Annotated in this window: 25 protein-coding genes, 1 tRNA gene and 1 pseudogene; 11 read left to right on the forward strand and 16 right to left on the reverse strand. The window is 37.4% G+C overall.

Annotated features, from left to right (window positions below; all coding sequences use genetic code 11):
- Window positions 1-138: 138 nt before the first annotated feature.
- The 5 genes from ACFX4X_RS21915 to ACFX4X_RS21935 all read right to left on the reverse strand — a co-directional run bounded on the left by ACFX4X_RS21915 (window position 139) and on the right by ACFX4X_RS21935 (window position 4,198).
- On the reverse strand, window positions 139-1,332 hold the full coding sequence (locus tag ACFX4X_RS21915) for an ABC transporter permease (protein WP_377386420.1): 1,194 nt from the start codon (window positions 1,330-1,332) through the stop codon (window positions 139-141).
- A complete protein-coding gene (locus ACFX4X_RS21920) occupies window positions 1,329-2,018 on the reverse strand; it encodes an ABC transporter ATP-binding protein (protein ID WP_377386423.1) in 690 nt (229 codons plus the stop codon). The genes ACFX4X_RS21915 and ACFX4X_RS21920 overlap by 4 nt, the downstream gene beginning before the upstream one ends.
- The gene (locus ACFX4X_RS21925; RefSeq protein WP_377386426.1) at window positions 2,015-3,148 is read right to left on the reverse strand and encodes an efflux RND transporter periplasmic adaptor subunit; all 1,134 of its coding nucleotides are present in this window, start codon (window positions 3,146-3,148) and stop codon (window positions 2,015-2,017) included. Before ACFX4X_RS21925 ends, ACFX4X_RS21920 begins: the two co-directional genes overlap by 4 nt.
- A 203-nt stretch (window positions 3,149-3,351) precedes the next feature.
- Entirely contained in the window at window positions 3,352-3,864 is a 513-nt protein-coding gene (locus ACFX4X_RS21930; protein ID WP_377386429.1) for a DUF1129 family protein, read from the reverse strand.
- Window positions 3,854-4,198 (reverse strand): PadR family transcriptional regulator, encoded by a 345-nt coding sequence (locus ACFX4X_RS21935; RefSeq protein WP_284471987.1) that lies wholly within the window; start codon window positions 4,196-4,198, stop codon window positions 3,854-3,856. Before ACFX4X_RS21935 ends, ACFX4X_RS21930 begins: the two co-directional genes overlap by 11 nt.
- A gap of 287 nt (window positions 4,199-4,485) precedes the next feature.
- Here ACFX4X_RS21935 and ACFX4X_RS21940 point away from each other — a divergent pair, with 287 nt between their 5' ends.
- The 3 genes and pseudogenes from ACFX4X_RS21940 to ACFX4X_RS21950 form a co-directional block, all read left to right on the forward strand.
- Window positions 4,486-5,094: an accessory gene regulator ArgB-like protein gene (locus tag ACFX4X_RS21940; protein ID WP_377386432.1), complete on the forward strand. Its 609-nt coding sequence runs from the start codon at window positions 4,486-4,488 to the stop codon at window positions 5,092-5,094.
- A 9-nt stretch (window positions 5,095-5,103) separates the two neighbouring features.
- On the forward strand, window positions 5,104-5,223 hold the full coding sequence (locus tag ACFX4X_RS21945; RefSeq protein WP_284469412.1) for an AgrD family cyclic lactone autoinducer peptide: 120 nt from the start codon (window positions 5,104-5,106) through the stop codon (window positions 5,221-5,223).
- Between the two features lie 164 nt (window positions 5,224-5,387).
- Window positions 5,388-5,660 (forward strand): annotated as a pseudogene (locus ACFX4X_RS21950) (hypothetical protein); the annotation flags it as partial.
- Window positions 5,661-6,750: 1,090 nt separating this feature from the next.
- Here ACFX4X_RS21950 and ACFX4X_RS21955 read toward each other — a convergent pair.
- Together ACFX4X_RS21955 and ACFX4X_RS21960 are read right to left on the reverse strand one after the other, a co-directional pair.
- Window positions 6,751-8,187, reverse strand: a complete 1,437-nt coding sequence (locus tag ACFX4X_RS21955) for a 4-hydroxyphenylacetate 3-hydroxylase family protein (protein ID WP_377386436.1) — start codon at window positions 8,185-8,187, stop codon at window positions 6,751-6,753.
- 101 nt (window positions 8,188-8,288) lie between these two features.
- Window positions 8,289-8,759, reverse strand: coding sequence for a cysteine dioxygenase (locus ACFX4X_RS21960; RefSeq protein WP_377386439.1), 471 nt, complete (start codon window positions 8,757-8,759; stop codon window positions 8,289-8,291).
- Window positions 8,760-9,030: 271 nt separating this feature from the next.
- Here ACFX4X_RS21960 and ACFX4X_RS21965 point away from each other — a divergent pair, with 271 nt between their 5' ends.
- Window positions 9,031-9,453, forward strand: a complete 423-nt coding sequence (locus ACFX4X_RS21965; protein WP_061465352.1) for an RrF2 family transcriptional regulator — start codon at window positions 9,031-9,033, stop codon at window positions 9,451-9,453.
- 182 nt (window positions 9,454-9,635) lie between these two features.
- Here ACFX4X_RS21965 and ACFX4X_RS21970 read toward each other — a convergent pair whose 3' ends face one another.
- From ACFX4X_RS21970 to ACFX4X_RS21985, 4 genes are all read right to left on the reverse strand, one after another.
- Window positions 9,636-10,856, reverse strand: a complete 1,221-nt coding sequence (locus ACFX4X_RS21970) for a PucR family transcriptional regulator (RefSeq protein WP_377386442.1) — start codon at window positions 10,854-10,856, stop codon at window positions 9,636-9,638.
- A 127-nt stretch (window positions 10,857-10,983) separates the two neighbouring features.
- Window positions 10,984-12,456 (reverse strand): sodium/proline symporter PutP, encoded by a 1,473-nt coding sequence (gene putP, locus ACFX4X_RS21975; RefSeq protein ID WP_284469415.1) that lies wholly within the window; start codon window positions 12,454-12,456, stop codon window positions 10,984-10,986.
- A gap of 152 nt (window positions 12,457-12,608) precedes the next feature.
- Window positions 12,609-14,150 carry an L-glutamate gamma-semialdehyde dehydrogenase gene (gene pruA / locus ACFX4X_RS21980; protein ID WP_284469416.1) on the reverse strand — a complete coding sequence of 514 codons (1,542 nt, stop codon included), beginning with the start codon at window positions 14,148-14,150 and terminating at the stop codon, window positions 12,609-12,611.
- 62 nt (window positions 14,151-14,212) lie between these two features.
- Window positions 14,213-15,130, reverse strand: a complete 918-nt coding sequence (locus tag ACFX4X_RS21985) for a proline dehydrogenase family protein (RefSeq protein ID WP_377386446.1) — start codon at window positions 15,128-15,130, stop codon at window positions 14,213-14,215.
- A gap of 411 nt (window positions 15,131-15,541) precedes the next feature.
- Between ACFX4X_RS21985 and ACFX4X_RS21990 the strand changes: the two genes are divergently transcribed.
- From ACFX4X_RS21990 to ACFX4X_RS22000, 3 genes are all read left to right on the forward strand, one after another.
- The gene (locus ACFX4X_RS21990; protein ID WP_176431794.1) at window positions 15,542-15,718 is read left to right on the forward strand and encodes a hypothetical protein; all 177 of its coding nucleotides are present in this window, start codon (window positions 15,542-15,544) and stop codon (window positions 15,716-15,718) included.
- Window positions 15,719-15,913: 195 nt separating this feature from the next.
- On the forward strand, window positions 15,914-16,051 hold the full coding sequence (locus ACFX4X_RS21995; RefSeq protein ID WP_317778304.1) for an ASCH domain-containing protein: 138 nt from the start codon (window positions 15,914-15,916) through the stop codon (window positions 16,049-16,051).
- An 18-nt stretch (window positions 16,052-16,069) separates the two neighbouring features.
- Window positions 16,070-16,324: a hypothetical protein gene (locus tag ACFX4X_RS22000; protein WP_377386449.1), complete on the forward strand. Its 255-nt coding sequence runs from the start codon at window positions 16,070-16,072 to the stop codon at window positions 16,322-16,324.
- Window positions 16,325-16,388: 64 nt separating this feature from the next.
- Here ACFX4X_RS22000 and ACFX4X_RS22005 read toward each other — a convergent pair whose 3' ends face one another.
- On the reverse strand, window positions 16,389-16,619 hold the full coding sequence (locus tag ACFX4X_RS22005; RefSeq protein ID WP_061465348.1) for a helix-turn-helix domain-containing protein: 231 nt from the start codon (window positions 16,617-16,619) through the stop codon (window positions 16,389-16,391).
- 463 nt (window positions 16,620-17,082) lie between these two features.
- Between ACFX4X_RS22005 and ACFX4X_RS22010 the strand changes: the two genes are divergently transcribed.
- From ACFX4X_RS22010 to ACFX4X_RS22020, 3 genes are all read left to right on the forward strand, one after another.
- Window positions 17,083-17,478, forward strand: a complete 396-nt coding sequence (locus ACFX4X_RS22010; protein WP_061465347.1) for a VOC family protein — start codon at window positions 17,083-17,085, stop codon at window positions 17,476-17,478.
- Between the two features lie 23 nt (window positions 17,479-17,501).
- Window positions 17,502-17,873, forward strand: coding sequence for an MmcQ/YjbR family DNA-binding protein (locus ACFX4X_RS22015; protein WP_377386453.1), 372 nt, complete (start codon window positions 17,502-17,504; stop codon window positions 17,871-17,873).
- 323 nt (window positions 17,874-18,196) lie between these two features.
- A complete protein-coding gene (locus tag ACFX4X_RS22020; protein ID WP_377386456.1) occupies window positions 18,197-19,399 on the forward strand; it encodes an aminotransferase-like domain-containing protein in 1,203 nt (400 codons plus the stop codon).
- Between the two features lie 518 nt (window positions 19,400-19,917).
- Here the strand turns inward: ACFX4X_RS22020 and ACFX4X_RS22025 are convergent.
- The 3 genes from ACFX4X_RS22025 to ACFX4X_RS22035 all read right to left on the reverse strand — a co-directional run bounded on the left by ACFX4X_RS22025 (window position 19,918) and on the right by ACFX4X_RS22035 (window position 22,975).
- Window positions 19,918-19,990, reverse strand: a tRNA-Ala gene (locus ACFX4X_RS22025).
- A gap of 407 nt (window positions 19,991-20,397) precedes the next feature.
- Window positions 20,398-21,765 carry a beta-propeller fold lactonase family protein gene (locus ACFX4X_RS22030; RefSeq protein ID WP_377386459.1) on the reverse strand — a complete coding sequence of 456 codons (1,368 nt, stop codon included), beginning with the start codon at window positions 21,763-21,765 and terminating at the stop codon, window positions 20,398-20,400.
- A gap of 502 nt (window positions 21,766-22,267) precedes the next feature.
- The gene (locus tag ACFX4X_RS22035; RefSeq protein ID WP_284469422.1) at window positions 22,268-22,975 is read right to left on the reverse strand and encodes an MgtC/SapB family protein; all 708 of its coding nucleotides are present in this window, start codon (window positions 22,973-22,975) and stop codon (window positions 22,268-22,270) included.
- 149 nt (window positions 22,976-23,124) lie between these two features.
- On the opposite strand from ACFX4X_RS22035, the gene ACFX4X_RS22040 reads away from it, so the two are divergent.
- Complete coding sequence (locus ACFX4X_RS22040) at window positions 23,125-24,030, forward strand: DMT family transporter (RefSeq protein WP_377386462.1); 906 nt, start codon at window positions 23,125-23,127, stop codon at window positions 24,028-24,030.
- 31 nt (window positions 24,031-24,061) lie between these two features.
- Here ACFX4X_RS22040 and ACFX4X_RS22045 read toward each other — a convergent pair whose 3' ends face one another.
- Entirely contained in the window at window positions 24,062-24,247 is a 186-nt protein-coding gene (locus ACFX4X_RS22045; protein ID WP_377386465.1) for a hypothetical protein, read from the reverse strand.
- Window positions 24,248-24,668 lie beyond the last annotated feature (421 nt).

The following is a 24,668-nucleotide window of genomic DNA, read 5'->3' on the forward strand; positions in this document are numbered from 1 at the left end:
TCACAGCAGCTTGGGCTATCAAACCCCACAAGCCATTGAAGATCGAATTAGGAATACAGCTTAAGATTTAACTTTTTTGTGTCCAAAATATTGACTCAAATCCATTATTTAGTAAGTGCATAATAACCGAATATAGAATTATTCATATCGTAGAGATTCAATAGGGTCAAGTTTTGCAGCTTTGTTGGCTGGTAACATTCCAAAAATAATTCCTATCGTCATCGAGAATAGTACGCCTCCTAGAACAATCTGCCAAGAAACAAAAGATGGCCAACCTGCCAAAAGGGATACTAATGAAGCACCTCCTGCACCTAATAAAATACCAAGTATACCTCCAATAAGAGTTAGTGTAATGGATTCAATTAAAAACTGAGTTAAAATCTGAGATTTTGATGCCCCTAAAGCCTTACGTATACCAATTTCTCTTGTCCTTTCCGTAACAGATACGAGCATAATATTCATTACTCCAATTCCACCTACTAACAATGAAATTCCGGCAATAGATCCAATCACTAAAGTCATAATTTTCGTTATACTTCCAATACTATCTGCGATCTCTGTTAAATTGTTGACTTGATATGAATCTTCTGTATCATGTTTATCATTTAATAGCGTTGTTGCATTATCGCCCACTTCGGCTAACTGATTTGCATTATTTACTTGAAGACTAATTTCACTATAATCTATCTTCCCAAAACTTGATTTATAAGAATTATTAGGAATATAAATCTCATTCATACCAAATGATAAGAATCCAGTTTTCTTTTGTGTAACACCAATAACCTTAATAGGCTGTCCTTGAATCCAGATAACATTTCCTATAGGATTTTTTTTGGCAAACAACTCTTTGCTAAGTTCGTTAGTAATAACGCCTACTCGATTACCAGATAAGAAGTCTGTACTGGTTAACATTTCTCCTTTAGCAACTTCCAGCTTATTTACTGTTAAATAAGCTTCATTTACAGCATTAACTGCTGAATCTGTAGTTTTATCTCTATAGTTTGTTTTCATACTTGTAGAGCTAGATGCAACTACACTTTTCACTCCGGATATATACTTTAGGTCGTTTACATCACTTTCTGTGAAAGCCGGCTGTTCCATAATATTGGGATTAGACTGCAATTCTTCATCTGAAGGTTGATAATAGACTTCTATTGTGTTATTTGGGCCAGTAATTTTCGATTTAATCATTTGTTCTCCACCCTGCCCAATTGCTACAACTACAATAACGGCTGCAACTCCTATAATAATACCTAACATTGTTAAAATGGATCTCATTTTATGAGCTAATACAGAGGAAAATGCCATACGAATATTTTCTATAATATTCATATTGTTAGATTCTCCTTGTTATTGAGATTTATAACTTCTCCATCTCGTACAGTAATGGTTCGCGATGCATATTTGGAAACTTCTAGTTCATGTGTAATAAGGATGATTGTTGTTCCAACTTGATGAAGTTGTGCAAACTGTTTCATAATTGTATCACTAGTCTTAGTATCTAGAGCTCCTGTAGGTTCATCTGCAAGAATTAATGAAGGTTCATTGACAATTGCTCGAGCAATTGCTACACGTTGCTTTTGGCCACCTGACAATTCATTTGGCAAATGATTTATTCGCTCACTCAAACCTACTTTTTGTAAAGCTATTTCTGCTCTTTTTCTTCGTTCTTTTCTCGAAAAGCCAGCATATATCATAGGAAGCTCTACATTTTCAACAGCATTTAGTCGAGGAAGTAATTGGAATTGTTGGAATACGAAACCAATGTGTTTATTTCTTACTTGAGCAAGCTGTTCATCATTAAACGTTGAAATTTCTTGTTCATTTAGCAAATAAGAACCGGAAGAAGGGCGGTCTAAACATCCAATAATATTCATCAATGTGGATTTGCCAGATCCAGAAGGACCCATAATAGCTACAAATTCACCATCATTAATTTTAATATTAATATTTTTTAAAATAGGAATCTCCTCTCGATTAAGATAATAATTTTTATGTATATCCACTAATTCAATCATTTAAAGTTCACCTCCAAACCATCACTTAATTTTTTTGAGGGGTTCGATACAACTTTGTCTTGTTCAGAAACACCACTTACAATTTCAATAAATTTGCCGGTTGTTTCTCCAACCTTTACTTTTATAAGTGAAACTTCTCCATTTTCCACAACATACACATATTTATTTTTCCCTTCAGTTACAATACTCTTTACTGGTAGAGATTTAGCTTTTTTGCTAGTTGTTTCAATGTCTAACAAGAGTTTAAATCCAGGTTTTATGGTACTAATATCTTCATCATCAATTTTTATTTCTATTGGATATTGATTAGCATGTTCACTTGTACTATCAGAAGACGCTTGTTGCTGTGGTAAATAATCAATTTGTTTAACTGTTCCTTCCCATTTTTTATTAGGTAAAACATCTGAAGTTATTACTACTGATTGGCCGGACTTGATATTTAGTGCATCATATTCTGACAGTACACCGCGTGCTATATATTGATCTGTACTTCCAATATGTATAACAGGCTTCTGTGTTTCACTTGTATTATTAACCGCCTCTCTATCAACTTCTAGGACCGTTCCTTTAATGTCACTTTTCACTTCTAACTTCTGCTCTTTTTTTAATATTGATTTTGATTCTAAATCGTTTTTTTCTAATTCTAACTTTGCTGTTTCGAGGTCTAAATTTAATTGAGTACGTTCTGAACCAATTTGATGTTTGGCCTCTTCTTTACCTAGTTCTGTTTCTAAATTCTTTTGTTTTACATTAAGATTTGCAATTTGATTGATTAAAGAGTTAATTTGTAACTGACTTGATTTTCTTCCGAGTTTATGTTGCTCTTTTTCAAGTTCTATTTCATCACTTTCATAAGTAAGGATTGGTGTACCTACCTGAACTATTGATCCCTCTGTTACATGTATCTTATCTAAATTACCTTTTTCACCGTCATAATATATGTATTGCTCATTAGCTAAGCTTAAGGTTCCAGGAATCATTATAGTACTTTTTAACGTTCTTTCTTTTAATTGAGTAACATTTACATTGACCTCTTTATTACTAGCGCTTCCTTTAGATAAATATACATTTATCCCTAATATAATAAGTACGAATAAAGAAACGATAGAGATAATCAATTTTTTTTTCACTTTTCAGTTCCCCCATAAATGATCAGATATTTTAATTTTAAGTACTTTAGAATAGTGTAGAACTATGCACCTTGGTAAACTATTTAATACAGCTTTTTTCGAAGTGATTTATTAATGGAAAAACATCATTTTTAAAATAAGTTCTTAACCACTGTTCTTGCATAGAAAGGTATTATCTGAGTTTATTAGGGCAATAAATGGTCCTAATAAATTTCAATAAAAAAGCTTTTTAAAAAATAATAACTGATACCTGCAGTTTGAATAATAAGGGTCAAAATGAGAATACTTAATATAGAATTTTTAAAAGCAAATCTTTTAGTCAATTTAAAAAAACCAAAAACCACAATTCCGTTCAAAATGGAAAATAGAATAACATCCATAAATAGATATGAATAATTACTAGAATTACTTACAATAATAATTATTGATATTGTAAGTAGACTAAAGCTAAAAGTTAATTTTTCTTTTATAGAGCTTTTAGGAAGTTGATCGACTAATTGTTTTGTATAGTCTCTAGGATTTTGTCCAAATAAATCCTGGAAATCTTTACCTTCTTTTTCTCCTTCTAGAAGATGATCCAATATCTCATCTCTAATTTCATTTCGCTTATTAGCATCTAAATCGCTGCTAGAAAGATATAAACAAAACTCTTCAAATTGCTGTTTATTGTATTTAGTTAATTTAAGTTTTAGATTTTCAATTTCTTTATAGATCATACTGATAATTTCTCACTCCTTCTCTTTCTAGAAAGTGGTTCACTGACTTTTCTAAATTACCCCACTCATCTTTAAAGTTTTTTAAGGATTCAAGACCTTCTGGAGTTATTTTGTAATATTTTCTTCTGGGACCATTTTTAGAATCCATAAAATATGCAGATATAAGTTTTTCTTTCTGTAGCCTTAGTAATAAAGGATAGATAGTGCCTTCTCCAACTTTATTAAATCCACCTTGTCTCAATTTCTCAATTAATTCATATCCATACACTTCATTTTTATTAATTAAGGACAAAATGCTCCCTTCTAATAACCCTTTAATCATTTGACTATAAATAGACAGTATCTCCACCGTCCTTTCTAAAATATTTTAATGGATTATGTAATTCAAAAAGGATAATAAAAGCTTAGTTTCCAATCCAAGTATGTTATAAAATTATCTTATAAATATTGAATCTAAAATACTACAAGTACGTATAAAGGCTTAAATTCGTTCTATAATTTCCAAATTATTTAGTTTTAGGGTGATTTATATGTTTTAAATGAAATGTGAATACTTACACATATTAACATTTTATGTTAATATAATGATTGTAATATCATGGTTTCATTTGGGGGAATGGCGTGAATTGGGGACCTAAAGATTTATCTGAAGTATTAACAGAGAAGATACTAACGAATGATGGGAGTTTGAAGCGGAAAAAAGGGGAAATTCGTTATGGTTTAGAAATGCTGATTATTTTAATTTACCAAGTCGTAATTATTTTATCTCTAGGATTTCTTTTACATATGTTTTATTACACTTTGCTATGCTTAGTGTCTCTATCCATATTTAGGATGTTTTCAGGAGGAGCTCATTTTTCCAAATTCAATCATTGTCTAATAGCAAGTATCTTTCTTATCTTTGCAATTTCTTTTAGTTCGAAATACTTTCCGCCAATAACTGATATAGATTATTGGCATATATTTTCTTATCCATTACTTATCATTCTTATAATAAGATACGCACCAATCTTATTTAAAAAAGAAAACATTTTTAATAAGACTCAGAAAAAAAGAAATAAATTCATATCTATTTCTATTGCATTATTGCTTATGATTTTTAGTTTATTTATTCCCAATACCTATTCCTTAGTAATAGGACAGGTCCTAATCTATCAGACCTTTACAATTACACCTTTTGGTATATCTATAATACATTTAATGGATAAAAAACTATTAAAAAGGGGGTAAGTTTTATTAATGAAAAAGTATCTTTATAATTTAGTTGCTCTGGCAGGTCTATCTATGACTGTGGCTACATTTACTACGAGTTGTTTTTTAGGTTTATATGAGCCCAATTTACCTGAAGAGGAAGAGTAAATACTAAGGTAAGGTTATTCTCACTATTTTTATTGGTTCCTGTGCAAAAGAACGCTGTAATTGTAATTCGTAGCAAAATTGGTCTGCATCTATTTAGAATTGGTATTATCCCCTACAGGTAGACAGAGTAAAAAGAGAGCATGATAAAATGTTCTTAACAGTCTATATGGAGGGGATTTTTCTATGGCACAAAAGGGGAGAACTACTCTTCAAACAATACAGAAGAATTAAAGCGGGAAGTCGTTCGGTTGAAGTTGGAGGAAGGCTGGTCATATCGTTAGCTTCGTGAGCGATTTGATATCAAAAGTGATGCTCAAATAGTGAATTGTATAAAGAAAATGCAAAATAATGAGTCTTTAGAAGACCAACGTGGTGTATGGAACCGTAAGAATTTTTCTAGTGTTGAAGAAGAAAATGCTTATCTGAAAGCACAGGTGTAATCATCATTGCTAATATATCCAATATCAATGGAGATAAACGGATGACTCGAGCTTTATTCATAGAGGGAATTGCTGTCAATCATAAGCGTGTTCGACGATTAATGAGAGAATATGTGCACATTAGTGTCTCCTTAATATCTGGAACAAATGCTTTTGCATTTAAAAAGTCAGGTTATGCTAAAAGTAAAGGGGAGTCCACGGAGGGTATACCTTTAAGGAGTTCCCCAATAAGATTATCATTGGATCGTAATACGGGACTTAGAAGGACAGCTTGCCCCTATGAGTTGTGTAAGCATTACAGCATATGAATATTGTCCTCTTGAAGATAAGAACTGTTTATTAAAACCTCTTTGGGACTGATTAGTGATCAATTGGTAGAATTGTTGAATTATACACTTTGAAAGATCTTTTGGAAGGTAACATTTATAAAAAGTAACAGGGTTTCTACTAAACATAAAAAATGGATCTTTCATAAGCTTGGATATGCTAACTTTTCAGATGGAAATTTTATAGCCTAAAACTAGCTAGATCTGTGCTTCGGAATTTTTATATGCATCCACTGACTATGTAAGTGTATAGGGAAGTAAAGCAGCCTATTGGACTTGATATGATATAAGCGTTATGAAGTACAACAACAATGTATAAGGAGAGAGGAACACGGCTGCTATGTCTCCGTACTCCGCTCTCCTTAGCTGATTGAAGCTCTCGACCATAAAAGCGGAATGACTTAAGATTTTTGCTTTATAGCTGTATATTGATTGAATGTAAGTCATCAAAATAGATTGAAGTGAGATCGGCTATTTGATTCAATCCATATTTTAATATGTTGGCATGAATGGTATAGCTGTTCAGCTGTCGGGTTTGATCTGCAATTGTTCAACAGAAATATTTCCATTGGTGAAGGAGCTTCGTTAGCACCGCCAGTCGGTAACTTTACTTCGAAAAATAAATATGTCCATTAATAAAGGGCTTGTCTGCATAGTAAAGAAGGTTTTCAAATTACAGTACCTGTTTCATCATGGTCTTCCGCTTAAATCAAAGCTGATGGACTTCCTGCTTGGAATATTTTGCTGTGTGACCCTAACTATTAATGATCTAAATATTTTTCTAACATTTGTTTAAATCTTTTTTTATCATAATTATTATACTGATTAGCTATATTGCGTATTGGATCTCCTGCATAAAAACGTTCATATAATTCATGCCTAGATCCTAAAGGACTCCCCACAAGATCCCAGGCTAATTTAAATAGTTTTGTTCTCTTTTCTGCCTCCAGATTCGCTCCTTTAAAATATTTTTTCAGCAAATCCGATAAGGGACTTTGGAAGTCCTGTACACTTGAGGGTAATTGAATGAATCCTCCGGCTCCTATGAGCTGTAAAATTTCTATGGCACGGGGATAATATTTGGTCCCGAGGTTTCTGGCTGTTTCAATGTACGTGAAATTTGGGATGAACGTTTGATATTGATCTAGATTTCCTTCCCTTTCCGAAGCTATCAATAATGCTCTAATCGTTTCAACCTGGATTAATAGTTCCCCTATTTTTTCTTGAACATGCAGATGGGCATCGGCCCCTATTGCTTCAGCAATCTCACAAGCTATTGCTGTAACGAATTCCAGCTTAGTTAATAACCGAACGATAGCCTGATGATACGCTAAGCCATTTGATGCGGGATTCAATTTAATTTGCAGCAAAGCATCAGCGTTGTCGTAAAGTAAAACACGTTCCCAGGGGACGAATACATTGTCAAAAATTAATAAAGCATCCATCTCGTCGTACCTTGAACTTAGAGGAGAATCCACTATTTTTGTCTGATTTGCAGCAAAGGATTCCCGACAAACCATATGCAATCCAGGAGAGGTGGCCGCAACAATAAGCATATGAGCTATGGATTCCTGTTCTTCTTTCAGATTTACGAGGGGATATACAATTAAATCATTCGAATAGGGTGCTGCGGTACCAATCATTTTGGCTCCACTTAAGAAAACACCATCACTCGTCTTTTTTGTAATTCTTAATAATCCTAGATCCTTTATATCTTTGAAGGATTGATTGGCACGGTTAATCTGAGGATCTCGTTGCACTACACTTAAAAAAAGATTCTTATCTCTTGCTTCTTCATAATAAGCTTTAATTTTATGGGGAAAGTGTTCATCAAACTTTTTATAGTCCTCCCGCGATGCATACCATCCTGTTAACCTTGATCTAGCATAGTCTGACAAACGGCTCATCACGCCATCTGTTGTTTGACTCCAAGTTTCAAAAGCTATCCTCCTCTTCAGTAAATCATCATAAGAGTGTGGAACTAAAAAGGCTGAATGGACAAACCCTTTCGTTTTGGGACTAAGGTAGCCTACCGAGTTTCTCTTTTGTGGATCATCCATCATATTAAATAACTCAGAGATCGTAGTTAATGTACCTTTAAAGTTCTCATCTGTTGTGACATCAATTTTTGTTCCGTTTAACCAAACACTTCTTCCGTCTTGTAAGCTTTGGATAAATTGATCGCCTTGCGAATTCATAACATCCTCCTAATGAACCATGGTTTTTTTGATTGTGAAATATAACACCTCTTTCTCTTTTAGATTATTTGATATACTCATATATTTGGATGATGATTATCTTATGGGGAAGTATAGATTGTTCCGCCTTTTAATGGTGGAGTGTAAATATGAAAGGTAATAACAGGAGAAGTGGTGGGATTATACATCATGTGAATGGTATCTTCTTTAACAAGGAGGATATCATTTTGGGAAAACTCCTCTATTTGATCATAAATTGGATTAGATTCTTTGTCTTCCGACTTATATAATACGTTTAAAAAATCACCAGCTACCACAAAAATGCATCCAATAGACAATCCATGATCATGGATAAAAGTCTTGGCCATACTAGGTAAATGATTGACAATTACTTCGACATTTTCGGATTTGTAAATAACATTCCTTCCGTATTCTAAATCCATCGGTTCAGTAACATACTTAGAAACCTCATGAAAAGTTAGATTTAAAGATTGAACGGCTTGTACTAAATTACCTTCATCATACGAGGGTAAATTATCGAAAGTGCATTTGACAGACTCTAAAAAATCCATTCTTCGCGTCTCCTTACAAATAAGATAGTGTTCATTTTTTACAATGAGGAAGTTGAACTTGTCCCGTTATTAAAGGGTTTTAATATTTTCTTTCTATATTAAATTGATTCCATAGAAACATGATTAAATTTGTCAACTTTCTGAAATATAGTATGAATAAAGTATATAGATGTGCATTTCCAGGAATGAAATAGACACAAAATTCCACGTATATAATCTTCATTCATAAAATAGCATGATATAAAGTGTATTGGCTGGGAGTGATGATCATATGAAGATTTCAAGTAAGGGGGAATATGCATTAAGAGCTTTAATAGCTTTAGCAAAGAACGAAAAAGGACTCATGCAGATAAAAGATGTTGCGAATGAGACGCTAGTGTCGCCTCAATATCTGGAGCAAATTCTCTTACATTTAAAAAGTCACGGTTATGTTAAAAGTAAAAGGGGGGTCTACGGAGGGTATAGCTTAAAGGAATTGCCCAATCAGATTATCATTGGAAACGTAATTCGGGACTTAGAAGGACCGCTTGCCCCTATGAGCTGTGTAAGTATTACAGCATATGAATATTGTCCCCTTGAAGATAATAACTGTTTATTAAAACCCCTTTGGGCACTGATTAGAGATCAAGTGGCAGAATTGCTGGATCATACAACTTTGGAAGATCTTTTGGAAGGTAATATTTATAAAAATTAATCGGTGCCAAAATCATATGCATCCCACTGACTGTGCAAGTGTATAGGTAAATAAAACAGCCGATTGGACTTGATATGATAAAAGCGTACAAACAATGTATAAGGAGAGAGGAACACGGCAGAATAGCTGCTTTTCCTCTCTCCTTAGATGTTTGAAGCTCTCGGCCTCAAAATAGGAATGCCTTAAGATTTCTGCTTTATAAGCTGTAAATCGATGTATAGTTGTATTCTCGAATGAAAGTCATCAAAATCGATTGTAGTGAGATCGGCTATTTGGTTCAATCTATATTTCAATGTGTTGGTATGAATGTATAGCTGTTCAGCTGTCGGTTTGATCCGGCAATTGTTCAACAGATATATTTCCATTGTTTGAATGAGCTTGGTTTGGCTTTCTTGGTCCTTTTTTTGAAGAATCTGTAAATCGGTATTGATATAATTCGTTTTAGTATGATGATTGGAGATCATTTCGAGGTAACGGAAAATCCCCAGCTTGCTATATTGGAAAGGAAACTGTTCAGGCTTACCGATGAACTTGGCTGCATTGATCACTTCAAGGGCTTCGAGATAGGATTTTCTTAATTGAAGAATCGAAGAATACTCATTTCCGATTCCCGGGAACACCCTTTGATCATTGAATTGGGCAAGAACCGTGTTCGTTAAATCATTGGCGCTATCAGAAAGCAGGTCTTTCCCTTTACCATTGCTGCCAATTAAGACGATGATTTTCAATTGGTTTGTGAATACATGGGAAAAATGATTCAATGCATTGGCGAATAGACTGACTGTATCCGCTAATTCATCGAAATGTTCCGCATCGGATTGAGCGATGGTAAAGACATTAATAAGGAATGTTTCCGGAATGAGAAGATTCATATTGGCTGCTTCCCATTTTATTTGGTTTTCAGTTTGATAGACTTCGTCAATGACCTTTTGATAAAACTCATTTTTCTCTTCATCTTTTTTCATGTTTATCTGTTTTTTCTGATAGAGGAGCTTGCCAATATGATGGGAAACCTCATGTAAAAATTCCAATTCGGAATCAGTCATCATTTCCGTTTCTTGGACCCAAATGAATCCGAATACCTGCCCTTTGTGGACAGCGCTTACAACGACTCTTTGATTTAAGCCGATTTCCTCGATTTGTTTCACCCTAAATGGATGCTCCACCGTTTTAAGCTGTTCGACAATGCCCTCATCCATGAATTTCTCCAGAATTGGAATCGGCCAATGCTTTGTGAAGATGGTTTGCCGATTGGCTTGGTCGAAGTGTTCGATATAATATGAACTATATGCCAGCAATAAAAATTGGTCATTTTCGATGACGACTGGTTTTTTTAAATAAGTGCTGACCATATCCGTTATATCGTTGATGTTTGTGAGAGTCAGGATTTTTTCTAATGACATATATGGCCCCCTGTTTTTTGAATTGGAAGATAACTTAGTTTAATAATACTTTTAAACGGAAGATGTGTATAGGGGCAAGAACAAAGAAGGAACGGTATATGAAAAAATACCGTTCCTTTTAGGGGTTTTATTTTTGTTTTAAAGTTTTTTCGAATTCTTCGAATTTCGCTTCTACTTCTTTTGATGGTTTTGCTGTTAGAAGACTGACCAGGACGATGGCAATCAAGCTTGCGCCAAAACCAGGAATCATTTCATAAAGCGTATTGGATAATCCGGCCATGGACCAGAAGATTACAGTAGCGGCACCAACGACCATCCCTGCTAATGCCCCCCATCTTGTCATCCGTTTCCAGCAGAGGCTTAGTAAGACCAATGGACCGAATGAAGAACCGAATCCAGCCCACGCGTACCCGACAAGTCCAAGGATCGTGTCATTTTTCTCCCAAGAGAGAATAAGCGCGATGATTGAAATGATCAGTACGGAAAGTCTGCCGAGGAAAACAAGTTCTTTATCTGAAGCGGAACGACGGAAGAAGGTTTTGTATATATCCTCGGTTAAAGAGCTGGCTGTAACCAAAAGCTGCGAAGAAATCGTGCTCATGACGGCTGCCAGTATTGCTGAAATCAAGAAACCAGTAATGAATGGGTGAAATAGTATTTCCCCTAACTCTATGAAAATCGTTTCAGGATCAGCTAACTTCAGGTTGTTCTGGGAATAATACGTGATTCCGATGAATCCAGTCAACATCGCACCGACACTGGAGAAAATCATCCAGCTCATCCCGATATTACGGGCTTTCTTTATTTCCTTAACAGAACTGATCGCCATAAAGCGGACAATGATATGAGGCTGTCCGAAGTAGCCAAGTCCCCAGGCAAACAATGAGATGATGCCTAAAAAGCTTGTCCCTGTGAAAATGTTCAATAGAGCTGGATCAATGGAACGTGGCGTGTCGATCGAAGGACCGAAACCGCCCACATGGATAAGGGTGACTATCGGTACAAGAACCAGGGCAACGACCATGATGATTCCTTGAACAAAGTCTGTCCAGCTTACTGCCAGGAATCCGCCGAATAAAGTATAGGCGACAACAACGCCTGTCAAGATCCATAAACCTGTATGGTAATCAAGGCCAAATGTACTTTGGAATAACACTCCGCCTGATACCATTCCGGAAGAAACGTAAAAGGTAAAGAATATCAGGATAACCAAAGCGGAAATGAGTCTTAAGATCCGTGAGCCCTCGCCAAAACGATTTTCCAGGAAAGCGGGGATCGTAATGGAGTTATTGGCGACTTCCGTATAGGTTCTCAATCTTGGTGCAACATACAGCCAGTTCGCGTAGGCTCCTAATGTCAGCCCGATTACAATCCAGATGGAACTTAGTCCTGTTGCGAACATGGCACCAGGCATCCCCATCAAAAGCCAACCGCTCATATCAGCGGCACCGGCGCTCAATGCAGTGACAGCCGGACCAAGACCCCGGTCGCCCAGCATGTAATCATTTAAATTGGAAGTCCTTTTGTAAGCGAAGTAACCAATGAAAAGCATGCCCGCCATATAAATGCTGATGGAAATTATTAATGAGTAATCAATCATATAAAGACTCCTTTCAGGAATTTTTTTGTTTTAAAAGAGGAAGCAACTTATTTGTCACTTCCTCCATTTCCCCTCGTTTTTCGTATCGCAGAATGGAAGATACAAAAAACGAGGGAATTCAAATCTTCTTTAAATTGCATAATGGAACATTATCAGTATGTTTCGGATGTTGTTTTGGCTTGCATATGAAGCTGCAAGTAGTCCGGTCCGCCTGCCTTGGAATCGGTTCCTGACATGTTGAACCCGCCGAATGGCTGATAACCTACGATTGCACCAGTACAGCCGCGGTTGAAATACAAGTTACCGACATGGAATTCTTCGCGTGCCTTTTCCATGTTAAGGCGATTTGTCGTAATGACAGCCCCAGTCAAACCATATTCAGTGTTATTGGCAATCTCAAGAGCCTCGTTAAAGTCCTTCGCTTTTGTGAAGGCAACGACTGGCCCGAAGATTTCTTCTTGCATCAAGCGGCCTTGCGGATCGACATCAGCAACGATTGTCGGCTGAACGAAGTAGCCTTTAGAGCTATCTCCTTCTCCTCCAGTCAGAATGCGTCCTTCTTGGTTTCCGATTTCAACGTAGCTCATGATTTTATCAAAAGCTGCTTGATCGATGACAGGCCCCATGAAATGATTTTCTACAGGATTACCAACTGTAAGCTGTTTTGTTAATTCAACAGCGCGAGCTAAAACCTGATCATACACATCTTCTACGATGACAGCACGGGAGCAAGCAGAACATTTTTGTCCCGAGAAGCCAAATGCAGATTTCACGATCGATTGAGCAGCCAATTCAAGATCTGCCTCTTTGTCGACGACGATCGTATCTTTTCCGCCCATTTCAGCGATGACACGCTTCAGCCAAATTTGGCCTTCGTTCACTTCTGAAGCCCGTTTGTAAATGCGCAGACCTACATCACGTGAACCAGTGAAGGAAATGAAACGTGTTTTTGGATGATCTACCAGGTAGTCGCCCACTTCGGCTCCGTTTCCTGGAACGAAATTCAAGACACCTGCTGGAAGGCCGGCTTCAAGCATCACTTCAACGAATTTCGCAGCAACAATAGGAGTAGTCGAAGCTGGTTTCAATAGGATTGTGTTACCAGTTACGATAGCCGCAACAGCTGTACCTGCCATGATGGCAAATGGGAAGTTCCAAGGAGAAATGATGATGCCGACTCCTAATGGAATGTAATCATAGCGGTTAAATTCTCCTGGACGGCTTTGAACTGGCACACCATCTTTAAGCGTCAACATTTGACGGGCATAGAATTCAAGGAAATCGATCGCTTCCGCTGTATCGGCATCAGCCTCATTCCAAGGTTTTCCTGCTTCTTTTGTCAATAATGCAGAGAACTCATGCTTGCGTCTGCGAATGATGGCAGCAGCTTTGAATAAAACGTCAGCACGGATTTCCGGCTTCACTTTTTTCCAGCTTTCAAAAGCGGAAGAAGCTTCCTGCATGGCCTTTTCAGCAAGGTCCCTGTTCGCTTTCGATACGCGGCCGATGACCTCTTGCTTATCTGCAGGGTTATATGAAACGATTTTCTCATCAGTCGTCACTTGCTCTGCACCGATATAAAGAGGGTAGTCTTGCCCTAAATAGCCTTCAACAGTTTGAAGAGCCTCCTGATAAGCTTTCTTGTTTTCCTCGTTTGTAAAATCGACAAATGGTTCATGTTTATATGAAATCATTGATAATCACACCTTTTAATAGATTTTTTGTAGCAATCAAGAATGTTGAATATTGAATATATTTAGCTTCTGACCATCCCTTTGAAGGCAAAAGCAATATTGGATGGCCTTTCCGCAAGCCTTCTCATGAAGTATCCATACCAATCCAGACCATATGGTACATAGACGCGCATTTTGTAACCTTGCTTGACCAATTCGTATTGAGTCTTGTTCCTCATGCCATAAAGCATTTGGAATTCGAATTGTGTATTTGGGATGTCATATTTCTTGGCCAGCTCTTTTGTATATTCGATGATTTTGTCATCATGTGAGGCAATGGCCGTATAATTTCCGTTAAGAAGACTTTGCTTAATCAACTTTTTATAGTTTTCATCTACATCATCCTTTTCGGGAAAAGCCACCTCGGGAGATTCCTTGTAGGCACCTTTTACGAGACGCAGGAATGGCTTATATTGGGCAAGGTCCTCCAAATCTTTCTCTGTGCGGAATAAATATGCTTGTAGAACAGTACTTATGCAGCTGTATTTTTCTTTGAAATGTCTAAAGATATCGATTGTAGCCTGACAGCGAACTTCATCTTCCATATCGATTGTGACCATGACTTTATGTTTTTCTGCTGTATCAAGGATTTTCGTCATATTCTCAATGACGAGATTATGATCGATATCTAGTCCCAATGAAGTCATTTTTAGGGAAACTTGTGAATCAAGTTGTTCCCTGCTGATCATTTCGATGGTTTCGATGCATTCTGCCGTCCGTTCCTGAGTCACTTCCTTGGAATCAACGAATTCCCCAAGATGGTCGACAGTAACCGACAAGCCACTATTATTAAGTTGTTTGATGAATTTAATGGAACTTTGGAAATCAGTTCCCCCAATGATCTTTCCAGCAGCAAAACTTCCGCCGCTTTTCTTAGCAATATTATTAAGCAGATTATTTTTAGATAAGAATAAGAAAAAGTCTCTTGTAATGGCTTCCATATAAGCGCACCCCCTAAGAAGATGTATTTCAATAAATTAAGCTTACGATTTTTCGACAATTTTCACAATGTTCTAAAAAAACAATAATAACGCCTCGCTTTTGTCGGTTATGGACAAATGAAAAGGTTTTCATTTAATCATTTTTAGTGGAAAGAAGGGGAGGTTTATATATTTACTTAAAGAGAAAAGCTAGAAGGTAAGACAATAAGTAGAAAGAGATAACGGAAATGAAATTAGATAGTACGTTTAGAGGTGCTAACTCGACCATAATCATCCAATGCGTTATAATGAACCTTATTTACCAGAATGGGTGCAAGGGTTCAAAGAAACACGATTTATGAAGCTGTTCAGAATTTAAATGGGTGAAAACCGTAAAAATAAGTTGCATCGGCAAGCCGGGGAGGGTAAGAAATGGGTGCTGTATTTGATGCTGTATTTGAAGAACTTAAAGAAACATCAGGATTGATAATAGGCTTAATATTGGCTCTGGTTATAATGGGGCTGATCGGTTATGCCCTCACGAATGTCCGTGGAGCCGTTGTTTCACCTTTTGTTCGCTTCATTAAGAAACTGGTCAGTCGAAAATAGATGTAGCGGAATACATACATCCCCCTTTGTCCCTAACCGATAACAAGCCCTTGTTTAAAGAAATCCTGCAGGGTTTGTCTAAAAAGGACAAATGAACTGCAAGATATTAACATATCATCCGAAAATGAAGAAAATCCCCCGCTCTTAATGGAAGTGGGGGATTTTAATTTTTAAATTCAGTTGGGGGCCGTTGGAATGAAGGTATTATCAATGATCCAGCCTTGGGCGAGTCTATTTGTCCTGGGAGAGGTCAAATATGAAACAAGGTCGTTGAGAACGATTCGTGGTCCGCTAACGATTCATACTAGTGAAAAAATGGATAAGGCTTTCTGAAGCGAGAAGCCAATCCAGTTGTTGCTTGGTAAGCATGGATACTCAAAGGGCAATCTCCCAACTGGTATGATCATTGGTATATGTAAGCATGAAAATTGTTTAAAGGTAAATGAAAATAACGGGATACAGGCAATACTACAATCGTTATCAGGCAATGATTATTTCTTAGGAGACTATAAACTGGGAGGGTGCGCTTGGGAAGTTAAGGACATGCAGCTGCTGGATGACTTTATTCCAGTGAAAGGAAAGCATGGATCATGGGAGCCTGGATAAGGAGAGTATGAACAGTATTGAACAAATACATTTAGCCCCGGCCATTACGCTAGGGCCTTTTTGTTTACAAATCAAAGTAGTCATCTGCCTTTGCTCCAGCATCTATACTTCGAACCGCCTTCATGATTTTCTTTAATACTCCAGCTGATGGCACATACTTTGGATCGCTGCAAACTCTGCTTATCGTATTGCGTGAGATTCCAGACGCACTTACAAACTCCTCTTGTGAATATCCGTGCTTATCGATGAATTTACCGACCTTACTTCGCGCCTTACCTTTCCCGAATCTAAACATTTTGATAACCTCCTAGATTTAATTTACTAGCAGTCTCGTCCAACTTTCACAAAAATATACACATAGTTTCGCAAATATTTGGTATCACGGACAAAGTGAGCAATTGGATGTATTGTGGGGTCGAAGGTTTCTGCTGATAACGCAGTGACTATTCACCATAGAATAAGAAATTAAAAGAATTAATTATTAAAAAAATAATTGAAAAGATATGTAGTAGGAGCATTAAGCCGATTCTGTGATTCTGTTGGTCGGAACTATCTATATTTTGAAGAACGGTTCCTGTTATCATTCTAAAAGGTTTATATCAGGATGTATGATGAGGCTCTAAAAATTGATTTAATCTCAATTGGAATAATTGTATTTATTTCCATATCTATTATAATAATAAGTGGGATATTGTAAGCGAAAACACTGGATAAATTAATGAATTGGCTAATTCTTGTAAAAATCAGGAGGGGATCTCATGGGAAGATTAGTTCATTTCGAAATTCATGTAGATGATATGGAACGGGCAAAGAAGTTTTATGGAGAGGTATTCGGATGGTCATTTCAAGATTGGAGTGATTATGCAGGAATGCCTTACTTTGGAGCAGTAACTGGCGAGGAGAATGAACCTGGGGTCAATGGAGCTTTGATGCAGCGTCAAAGTGCTCCGCCGGAAACAAACCAAGCTTTAAATGCATTTGCTTGTACAATGGGAGTGGAAAATTACGATGTAACGGAAGCTAAAATTATTGAGATTGGCGGTAAGGTCGCCAAGCCCAAATATGCCCTGCCTGGAATGGCGTGGCAAGGATACTATATTGATACAGAAGGAAATATATTCGGAATTCATCAACCCGATGTGAATGCAAAATAGATTTTATAATAGGTGAATGGAACATGAAATTACATGACACGGCAGGCATGCTTGAAAATGTACGTAATATCTGTCTTGCGCTGCCCGAAGCTGTCGAACATATTGATGGTTTTGGTCACAATACTTTTAAAATCAATGGAAAGTCCTTCGTGATTTCAGGCAAAAGTGAGAATGGATTCAGATTGTCGTTCAAGTCAGATCGGGAAACCCAAGAATTTTTGCTGCAGAAAGAGAATTTTTTCAAAACACCGTATATAGGACGTCACGGCTGGGTCTCCATTCAAAATCCGGATAGGGAAGGCTGGGGTGAATTGACCATTCTAATTCAAGAAGCCTATTTACGTGCGGCACCGAAGCGTTTGGTTAAGAAATACGAAGAGTTTCATAAAAAGTGAAGAAAGGCGGATGATCTGCCTTCTTCACTTTTTTACTTTCTTTTATCTGCATTACAGATACTGAAAGATAAAAATAACGACTTAATCTATACACACATAGCTTAAAGAAAAAAGCTCCTAATGTATTGGAGCGGCCAAGAGAGTTCAGTGCAAAAGGCACTGAATTTGCATCATTAATAGGTTGTCTCCGTCAGAGAAGAAAGTCTAAAGTACATGTAAGGGTGTTTCTGCAAAAGATTGATGATTATCTGCATAAGCAGCTATCTATAAAAAAATTGAGAAAATCAATCATGGTTCGATTGACGGAAAGGTGTATGGTTGAAGTGAATGTAGAATCTTTTTTTTCTGAAAACATTAAAGCGGCACTTAAGAATGATCCGCCTGGTGCATGGATGCCAGATCTGCCAGATGGTTGTATTCGCTTGAGTTCAGGCTATCCGGATCCAGCTCTCGTTCCTGCCGATGAGCTCAAGGTAGCTGTAACCAGACTTCTTGATGAGGAGCAGGACTTGCCGCTCCATTATATCGGAAGTCCACGAATTGCAAGACTAAAGCAGCAAATTCAGAAAAGGTTGGCAGAGCGTGGAATTTCCGTTTTGGAAGAAAAGCTTTTGGTTACATCAGGTGCTTGTCAGGGGATAGATCTTATTGCCCGCATTCTCCTTGATGATACTGCTGTCGTAGCTGTAGAATCTCCCACCTATATGGAGGCTTTAGAGATTTTTCAAAACTATACGAATCAAATTATTAGTATACCAATAGATGAACAGGGACTCGAAACATACCGATTAAAAGAAATGCTGGATGAAAGGAAACGTACAGGTCTAACCCTGCCGCGTTTTCTATATACAATCCCAACCTTTCAAAATCCAACTGGGAAGACTATGACTACTGAGCGGCGGAAGCATTTATTGGAGCTTTCCATCGAGTTTGATTTCCTCATTCTAGAGGATGATGCATACGGGGAATTATCCTTCGGCAAAAATCCGCTGCCAATAAAATCTATTGATGAAAGCGGGCGGGTCCTCCACGTTGGGTCATTATCCAAGGTGGTTGCGCCAGGAATGCGGATTGGATGGATAGCAGGAGAAAGTGAATTCATTAAGGCTTTAGAGTGGTTAAAAAAAGATTTAGACCATCCATTTGCTCAAAGCACAATGGCTGCATACTTAGAAAACACCGATTTTGAGCAAAGACTAGACCTTCTAAAAGATGTGTATCGCTCTAAATGTACTGCGTTAATCCGTTCGATGGAACAATTTCTTCCAGAATCCGTTTCCTGGTATGTACCAGATGGTGGTTACTTTGTATGGGTGAGAATTCCTGGTGTTGATACGTCGCATTTATTATCACAGGCTCTAGCTGAGGGTGTTTCATATGTTCCAGGGAAATACTTTTTCTTGGATCAAAACGATGGAACCGAGTTTCTCCGGCTCTCGTTCAGTTATGCCAATGAGAAAGAAATAATCGAGGGAATTCGAAGACTAGGGAAGCTTATCGCATCTTTTTTTCATAGATTGTCCTGAAGGATTGTTAGTTAGTAAATCATTGCAATGGTTTATTAACTAAGCTATTTCGAAGCTTTTATTGATAATAAATTTGAAATAAATTGAATGCGCCTACTTCCTAAAAGGAGGTAGGTGTATTTTGTAATAAAAGGATTCTTAAACTCCTTTGCGCTGATTTTATCGCAAATTCTATCAAACTTTGGGAAATGATAAACACCGTAGATAAGGCCCACTACTAAAGCACATAAAAAATGTGTATATGTAGATTGTGATGATTAAAATGATCACAATGAAGGTTAATTCTTGAAAGGAACTGACCAATTTTTTATTTTTTTCCTAAGCTTATCTGATATATGCACGTAAAGAAGTAGTATCTGGGTAAAGAACAAGAATGATTATGATAGTGTAAATGTTTTTAATTCAACTAAAAGTTACACTTAATACATATTAGCGTTTTATGACCAAAGTATGATCCGCGCGATTATTATTTTTTTAGCCAAAGAAAAAAACCCTTGCTGCACAAGGGTTTCTAAGTATGGAGCATAGCGGGATCGAACCGCTGACCTCTACGCTGCCAGCGTAGCGCTCTCCCAGCTGAGCTAATGCCCCGAATTGAGGTACAATAATTATTTTATCGGATTTTGGTGAAAAGTCAATATTAAATATGAGATTTTTGCAAAAATGATAAAAAACCGTTTGAGGGTAGTCAAACGGATCAGACTATAGAAGCGATGAATCGAGTTAACCTACAGTTTTTTTGTTTATACGATTTAGAGGTAAAAGACCTGAAGCATAATAATGTAACCATTACACCAACGAAATCGCTTTTTCAACATTAGAGCTGCAGCCAGCTGTCATTAAAGGCAAAAAATCATTACCACTAAATAATAATTGATTTGATCATGTTAATCCATCTCTCGGTTTGTTTTTTTCATCTGTTCAAAAATATTAACGGTTTTTATCTTAAACAATTTTTTGTGCCACTTTTCAGCGTTCCTGATTCCTTGTTCTTGCGCTTATTCCTCAAAAATCTTTTTTTTGATTACATACCAGACATTATTGACGCCTTGTCCATTTATATCACCTGCATGTTTATCCTTCGCATAGTAATAAAGTGGGTGCCCTTTATATGTTGTTTGTTTTTGTCCGTCATCTCTTATGATTGTTTTAAAGTCTTTTTTGTCGAATCCATTATTCGAGCTGATGTTATCTGCATGGAATGAAGGCCAAATATCAAGACATTGGCCTTTGCAATTACTGACATTAGAATCATCTTTAGTGAAATAATAAAGTGTCATTCCGTCTTGATCTGCTACATATTTCCCCACTTCGTCAGATTCTAGTATTTTAAGCTTATATTTTTTTGGCTTATCCTGAATTATATCCGTGATGGTGTATGTTTTAACATCAACACGCGCAATAGAGAGATCCCGATTTAATACATAAGCCTGATCCCCGTCATGGCTAAAGACAATTGCTTGCCTTGGTTCATTGAAACCCCCGATTGTTTTAACTGCGCGGTTATCAGCGACATTGATCACGTCAATCGTATTATCAGCTTTGTTGCTTGCAAAAAGAAGTTTATCATCAGGCGATAGAGCCGCTCCATATGGCTCACGTCCCACTTTGATTTCACCCTTAATATTACCGTCTAGCGTATCAACTGCGGAAATGCTGTTGCGTCCGCTGTTGGCGGCATATAATGTTCCTCCATCAGCGGTAATCGAGATTCCGCGAATACTGGAGAACCCTGATATTTCACGAATGATTTTTTTAGTGGTGGCATCAACGATGGACACTTTATCTCCTTGAAAGTTCGTGACAAAGATATATTTTCCGTCTGAAGAGACTTTAATGCCTTGCCTTGGTTGGGCGAAACCGGTAATGACGTCAATCGGTTTTCGTTTTTCCAGATCGACGACCGTGACGGAATTGTGTGCTTGATTGTTCACATACAATGTCTTTCCATCCGGACTGACAGCAGTCCCGAATGCACCTGGACCGATGACAACTTCATCTTTCAAGGTGAAATTTTTAATACTGTAAAACCGGAGTGTACCGAGCGTGCTGTCTGAGACGACAAACTCTGAACCGTCATCAATAAACACGATGTTTCTCGGTGAACCGAAGCCGTCAATCTTTTTGCGCAACTTGCCTTTGGCGAGATCATAGACCAGGATGGATTGTTCTCGGCTATCTGAGACAATCGCTATTCGCTCATCCGGACTAACAGCAAGGGAATTGTTGGTGATGTGGGTGTCAAAGCCTGTCCCTAACACTGGGCTTTTACCTTTAGTAGAAGAAGCACCAATTACATTTGGTATAAAAACCACAAATAGTAAGGGAATAATCCATATACTCTTTAACTTCATCTTTTTAAACATTACTCACCTCGATAAGTTATTTTCTTGATCATTGTTTAAATCCCTGTCAATATCTTGCTGGTTGTCCTAACCACCTTTCTTTGAAATGTTTAATCAAGTCAGAGTTCGTCCTTTCACTATATATAAACGTATGGAGAAGGATATCGGTTTGATTATTTTGTAAATTTATAAATAAATGTATAGAGTGGACCCTTAAATAAAGGAATAGGCCCCAGTGACGTAACACTAGACTTTCTCACTGACCTATGGATGATAGTGAATGTCCATGTATGCATATTAGGTGTTGGATTCTGGTGTTAAAGATAAAACCTGAGGATTGAGTTTATGCAGGCAATTGGACTTGCCTGGGGTCAAAAATGGTCTAAACGTAGTGGACTCGTAGAAAATCAATCTCTTAATATTGAGGGAAATTCAAAGGGAATTTCAAAAGGGGTTCGGAATGTTTAATTCCGAATCCCTTTTATTAGTGAACCGTTTGAGGGTAAGTCAAACGGTTTTCCTATTAGGCATTTTCAATCTCTACCCGTGCAATTTCCTTAAGGTTGGAAACGGTATAATACACTTCCGATGTTCTAACTTTATGATCGACCAATACTTTAAGCGTCAAAAGGTGGTGGTCTTCTTCCACATCTTTGATTCTTAGGTTTTTGATGAATATTTTTTCGTCTTTGATTTTTTTCAGCACGACGGCAATGTCATCTTTATTTTTCACCACCAGCTGCAGAAAGATTTCTTTTTGCCGCAACTTCATCGGTCCGAGCCAGGTAACGATTAAGGGCACCAATTCGACACTTATAATCAATAGGATGACGCCGGCTATGGCCTCAAGAAAAAATCCTGCTCCAACGGCAATCCCGATACCGGCAGCTCCCCAGATGATGGCAGCTGTCGTTAAACCGGATATGCTGTTATTGTCCCTCCGGAGAATGACGCCAGCCCCGATAAAGCCGACGCCAGAAACAATCTGAGCGGCTAGACGCAAGGGGTCCATTGTGATGTTTACGTGTTCACTCCCTGGGAACTTATAAGCGGATTCCATGGAAACGATCGTTAATAAGCAGCTGACTATTGAAATGACCAGGCTTGTTTTTAATCCGACGGGTTTTCGTTTCATTTCTCGCTCTAGTCCGATGACTAGGCCGAGGAGAGCTGAAATGCCCAATTTTATAAGGATTTGCAGTTCCGATTGCGGGTCGAATGTCCATTCCATTTGTTTCACCACTTCCAAATATTATCGATGAATAAGATCGTGTGTTGCCATATACCCGTTTTTCAAAAAAGCTTACCCTTATAATTTTAACATAGTAGAATAGAGTTCAATGATACGTAACGTCATTCCGATTGAAAGGAGGAATTTAAATGCAAATGCCAAAAGTGAATCCCTATGTTGCGTTGGCGATCGGTGTTGCATCCGTTTCATTTTCGGCCATCCTTGTTAAATTGGCGACTGCTCCATCGGGTGTTATAGCTTTTTACCGTTTATTATTTACCGTCCTGCTTATGCTGCCGGTGTTTTTTGTGAAATACCGCCATGAACTTATATTCATTGGGAAAAAGGATTGGCTATATTCGATTGCGGCAGGAGTTTTCTTGGCTTTTCATTTTATTTTATGGTTTGAATCGCTTAATTACACGTCTGTCGCCAGTTCAACTGTGCTTGTCACCCTTCAGCCATTATTCGCTTTTGCTGGAGCCTATTTGTTTTTCAAAGAAAGATTTTCAATGAAGGCAATATTGAGCGGCATCATTGCAATAGCAGGCAGCCTTGTCATTAGCTGGGGAGATTTGAGAATCAGCGGTATGGCGCTTTGGGGAGATATTCTTTCGCTTATCGCATGTGCGTTGGTAACCGGTTATTTACTATTTGGCCAAAATGTTCGAAAACGCGTCTCTTCTATAACATATACATTTGTCGTGTATGCAATCAGTGCTGTTACTTTGTTTTTCTATGTGATCTTCAAGGAAGAGGGATTGGCCCCGTATCCGGCTGCCGATTGGATCTATTTTGTTTTGCTTGCCATTTTCCCGACTTTATTAGGACACTCTTTATTCAATTGGTCTTTAAAGTGGTTAAGCACTTCGACGCTTTCGATGGGAATCTTACTTGAACCGGTTGGAGCAACGGTTCTGGCTTACTTCATATTGGATGAACCGATACTCTGGACGCAGGTCCTTGGAGGTACAATCATATTGGGTGGTTTGATGATGTTCCTAAAGGATGAAAAGAAAAGTAAGGTATATAAAGAAGCGAAGGTCTCCGTATAAAAGCAGTAAGTCTCCCGACTTACTGCTTTATTTAATAGGGGTGAAACAAATAGGTGATCCGTGTGAAAATCAAAGCGAAAGTAAAGCTGAATAAAAATGTTGTGCCATTCACCCTGCCTCTTTCTTTGCTGAACCTAATGGCTTCATAATAAGCAGAACTGAATAAATAAAGGGCCATACTGTAAGAAATGAGTAATCCGATTAATGATAGATTCATCGCTTCACCTCAAGGGAAAAAGATATCTATATATGTCTATTTGTGTTTCTATGGAAATATGCTTCGTTTATTCATGAAACATGCGCTTGTTCCGGAAGAAGGGGACAGGGTGGTGGGGATGATGAAAAGAATATATAGAGGAAAAAAGAAAAAAACGTTTTTTTTGAAAAAGTTTTAAAAAACGTATTGCAAACATTTTTGGTACATGGTATATTATTTCTTGTCGCTAAGACAGCAACACAAACAGCCAACAACTTGATGAAAAAAATTCAAAAAAAGTTGTTGACGAAACGTGACACAATGTGTTACATTATAGAAGTCGCTTCTGAGAGAAACGACAACAAATTGCTCTTTGAAAACTGAACAAAACAAAGCGCCAACGTTAAATTTTAAGTGAGCACACACTATCAAAAAAGCAAAA

Origin of the sequence: Peribacillus sp. YIM B13481 (genome assembly GCF_042787985.1) — a bacterium.
Classification (GTDB): domain Bacteria; phylum Bacillota; class Bacilli; order Bacillales; family DSM-1321; genus Peribacillus; species Peribacillus simplex_A.

Bases quoted from the DNA above. Each gene is read 5' to 3' on its own strand.
- ACFX4X_RS22045 (WP_377386465.1), bottom strand. From the start codon at position 24,247: ATGAATCTATCATTAATCGGATTACTCATTTCTTACAGTATGGCCCTT.
- putP (WP_284469415.1), bottom strand. From the start codon at position 12,456: ATGATTGATTACTCATTAATAATTTCCATCAGCATTTATATGGCGGGC.
- ACFX4X_RS22035 (WP_284469422.1), bottom strand. From the start codon at position 22,975: ATGGAATGGACATTCGACCCGCAATCGGAACTGCAAATCCTTATAAAA.
- ACFX4X_RS21965 (WP_061465352.1), top strand. From the start codon at position 9,031: ATGAAGATTTCAAGTAAGGGGGAATATGCATTAAGAGCTTTAATAGCT.
- ACFX4X_RS22015 (WP_377386453.1), top strand. From the start codon at position 17,502: ATGAAATTACATGACACGGCAGGCATGCTTGAAAATGTACGTAATATC.
- ACFX4X_RS22030 (WP_377386459.1), bottom strand. From the start codon at position 21,765: ATGTTTAAAAAGATGAAGTTAAAGAGTATATGGATTATTCCCTTACTA.
- ACFX4X_RS21915 (WP_377386420.1), bottom strand. From the start codon at position 1,332: ATGAATATTATAGAAAATATTCGTATGGCATTTTCCTCTGTATTAGCT.
- ACFX4X_RS21930 (WP_377386429.1), bottom strand. From the start codon at position 3,864: ATGATCTATAAAGAAATTGAAAATCTAAAACTTAAATTAACTAAATAC.
- ACFX4X_RS21960 (WP_377386439.1), bottom strand. From the start codon at position 8,759: ATGGATTTTTTAGAGTCTGTCAAATGCACTTTCGATAATTTACCCTCG.
- ACFX4X_RS21920 (WP_377386423.1), bottom strand. From the start codon at position 2,018: ATGATTGAATTAGTGGATATACATAAAAATTATTATCTTAATCGAGAG.
- ACFX4X_RS22005 (WP_061465348.1), bottom strand. From the start codon at position 16,619: ATGTTTAGATTCGGGAAAGGTAAGGCGCGAAGTAAGGTCGGTAAATTC.
- ACFX4X_RS21995 (WP_317778304.1), top strand. From the start codon at position 15,914: ATGAAGGTATTATCAATGATCCAGCCTTGGGCGAGTCTATTTGTCCTG.
- pruA (WP_284469416.1), bottom strand. From the start codon at position 14,150: ATGATTTCATATAAACATGAACCATTTGTCGATTTTACAAACGAGGAA.
- ACFX4X_RS21985 (WP_377386446.1), bottom strand. From the start codon at position 15,130: ATGGAAGCCATTACAAGAGACTTTTTCTTATTCTTATCTAAAAATAAT.
- ACFX4X_RS22040 (WP_377386462.1), top strand. From the start codon at position 23,125: ATGCAAATGCCAAAAGTGAATCCCTATGTTGCGTTGGCGATCGGTGTT.
- ACFX4X_RS21990 (WP_176431794.1), top strand. From the start codon at position 15,542: ATGGGTGCTGTATTTGATGCTGTATTTGAAGAACTTAAAGAAACATCA.
- ACFX4X_RS21945 (WP_284469412.1), top strand. From the start codon at position 5,104: ATGAAAAAGTATCTTTATAATTTAGTTGCTCTGGCAGGTCTATCTATG.
- ACFX4X_RS21970 (WP_377386442.1), bottom strand. From the start codon at position 10,856: ATGTCATTAGAAAAAATCCTGACTCTCACAAACATCAACGATATAACG.
- ACFX4X_RS21955 (WP_377386436.1), bottom strand. From the start codon at position 8,187: ATGAATTCGCAAGGCGATCAATTTATCCAAAGCTTACAAGACGGAAGA.
- ACFX4X_RS22010 (WP_061465347.1), top strand. From the start codon at position 17,083: ATGGGAAGATTAGTTCATTTCGAAATTCATGTAGATGATATGGAACGG.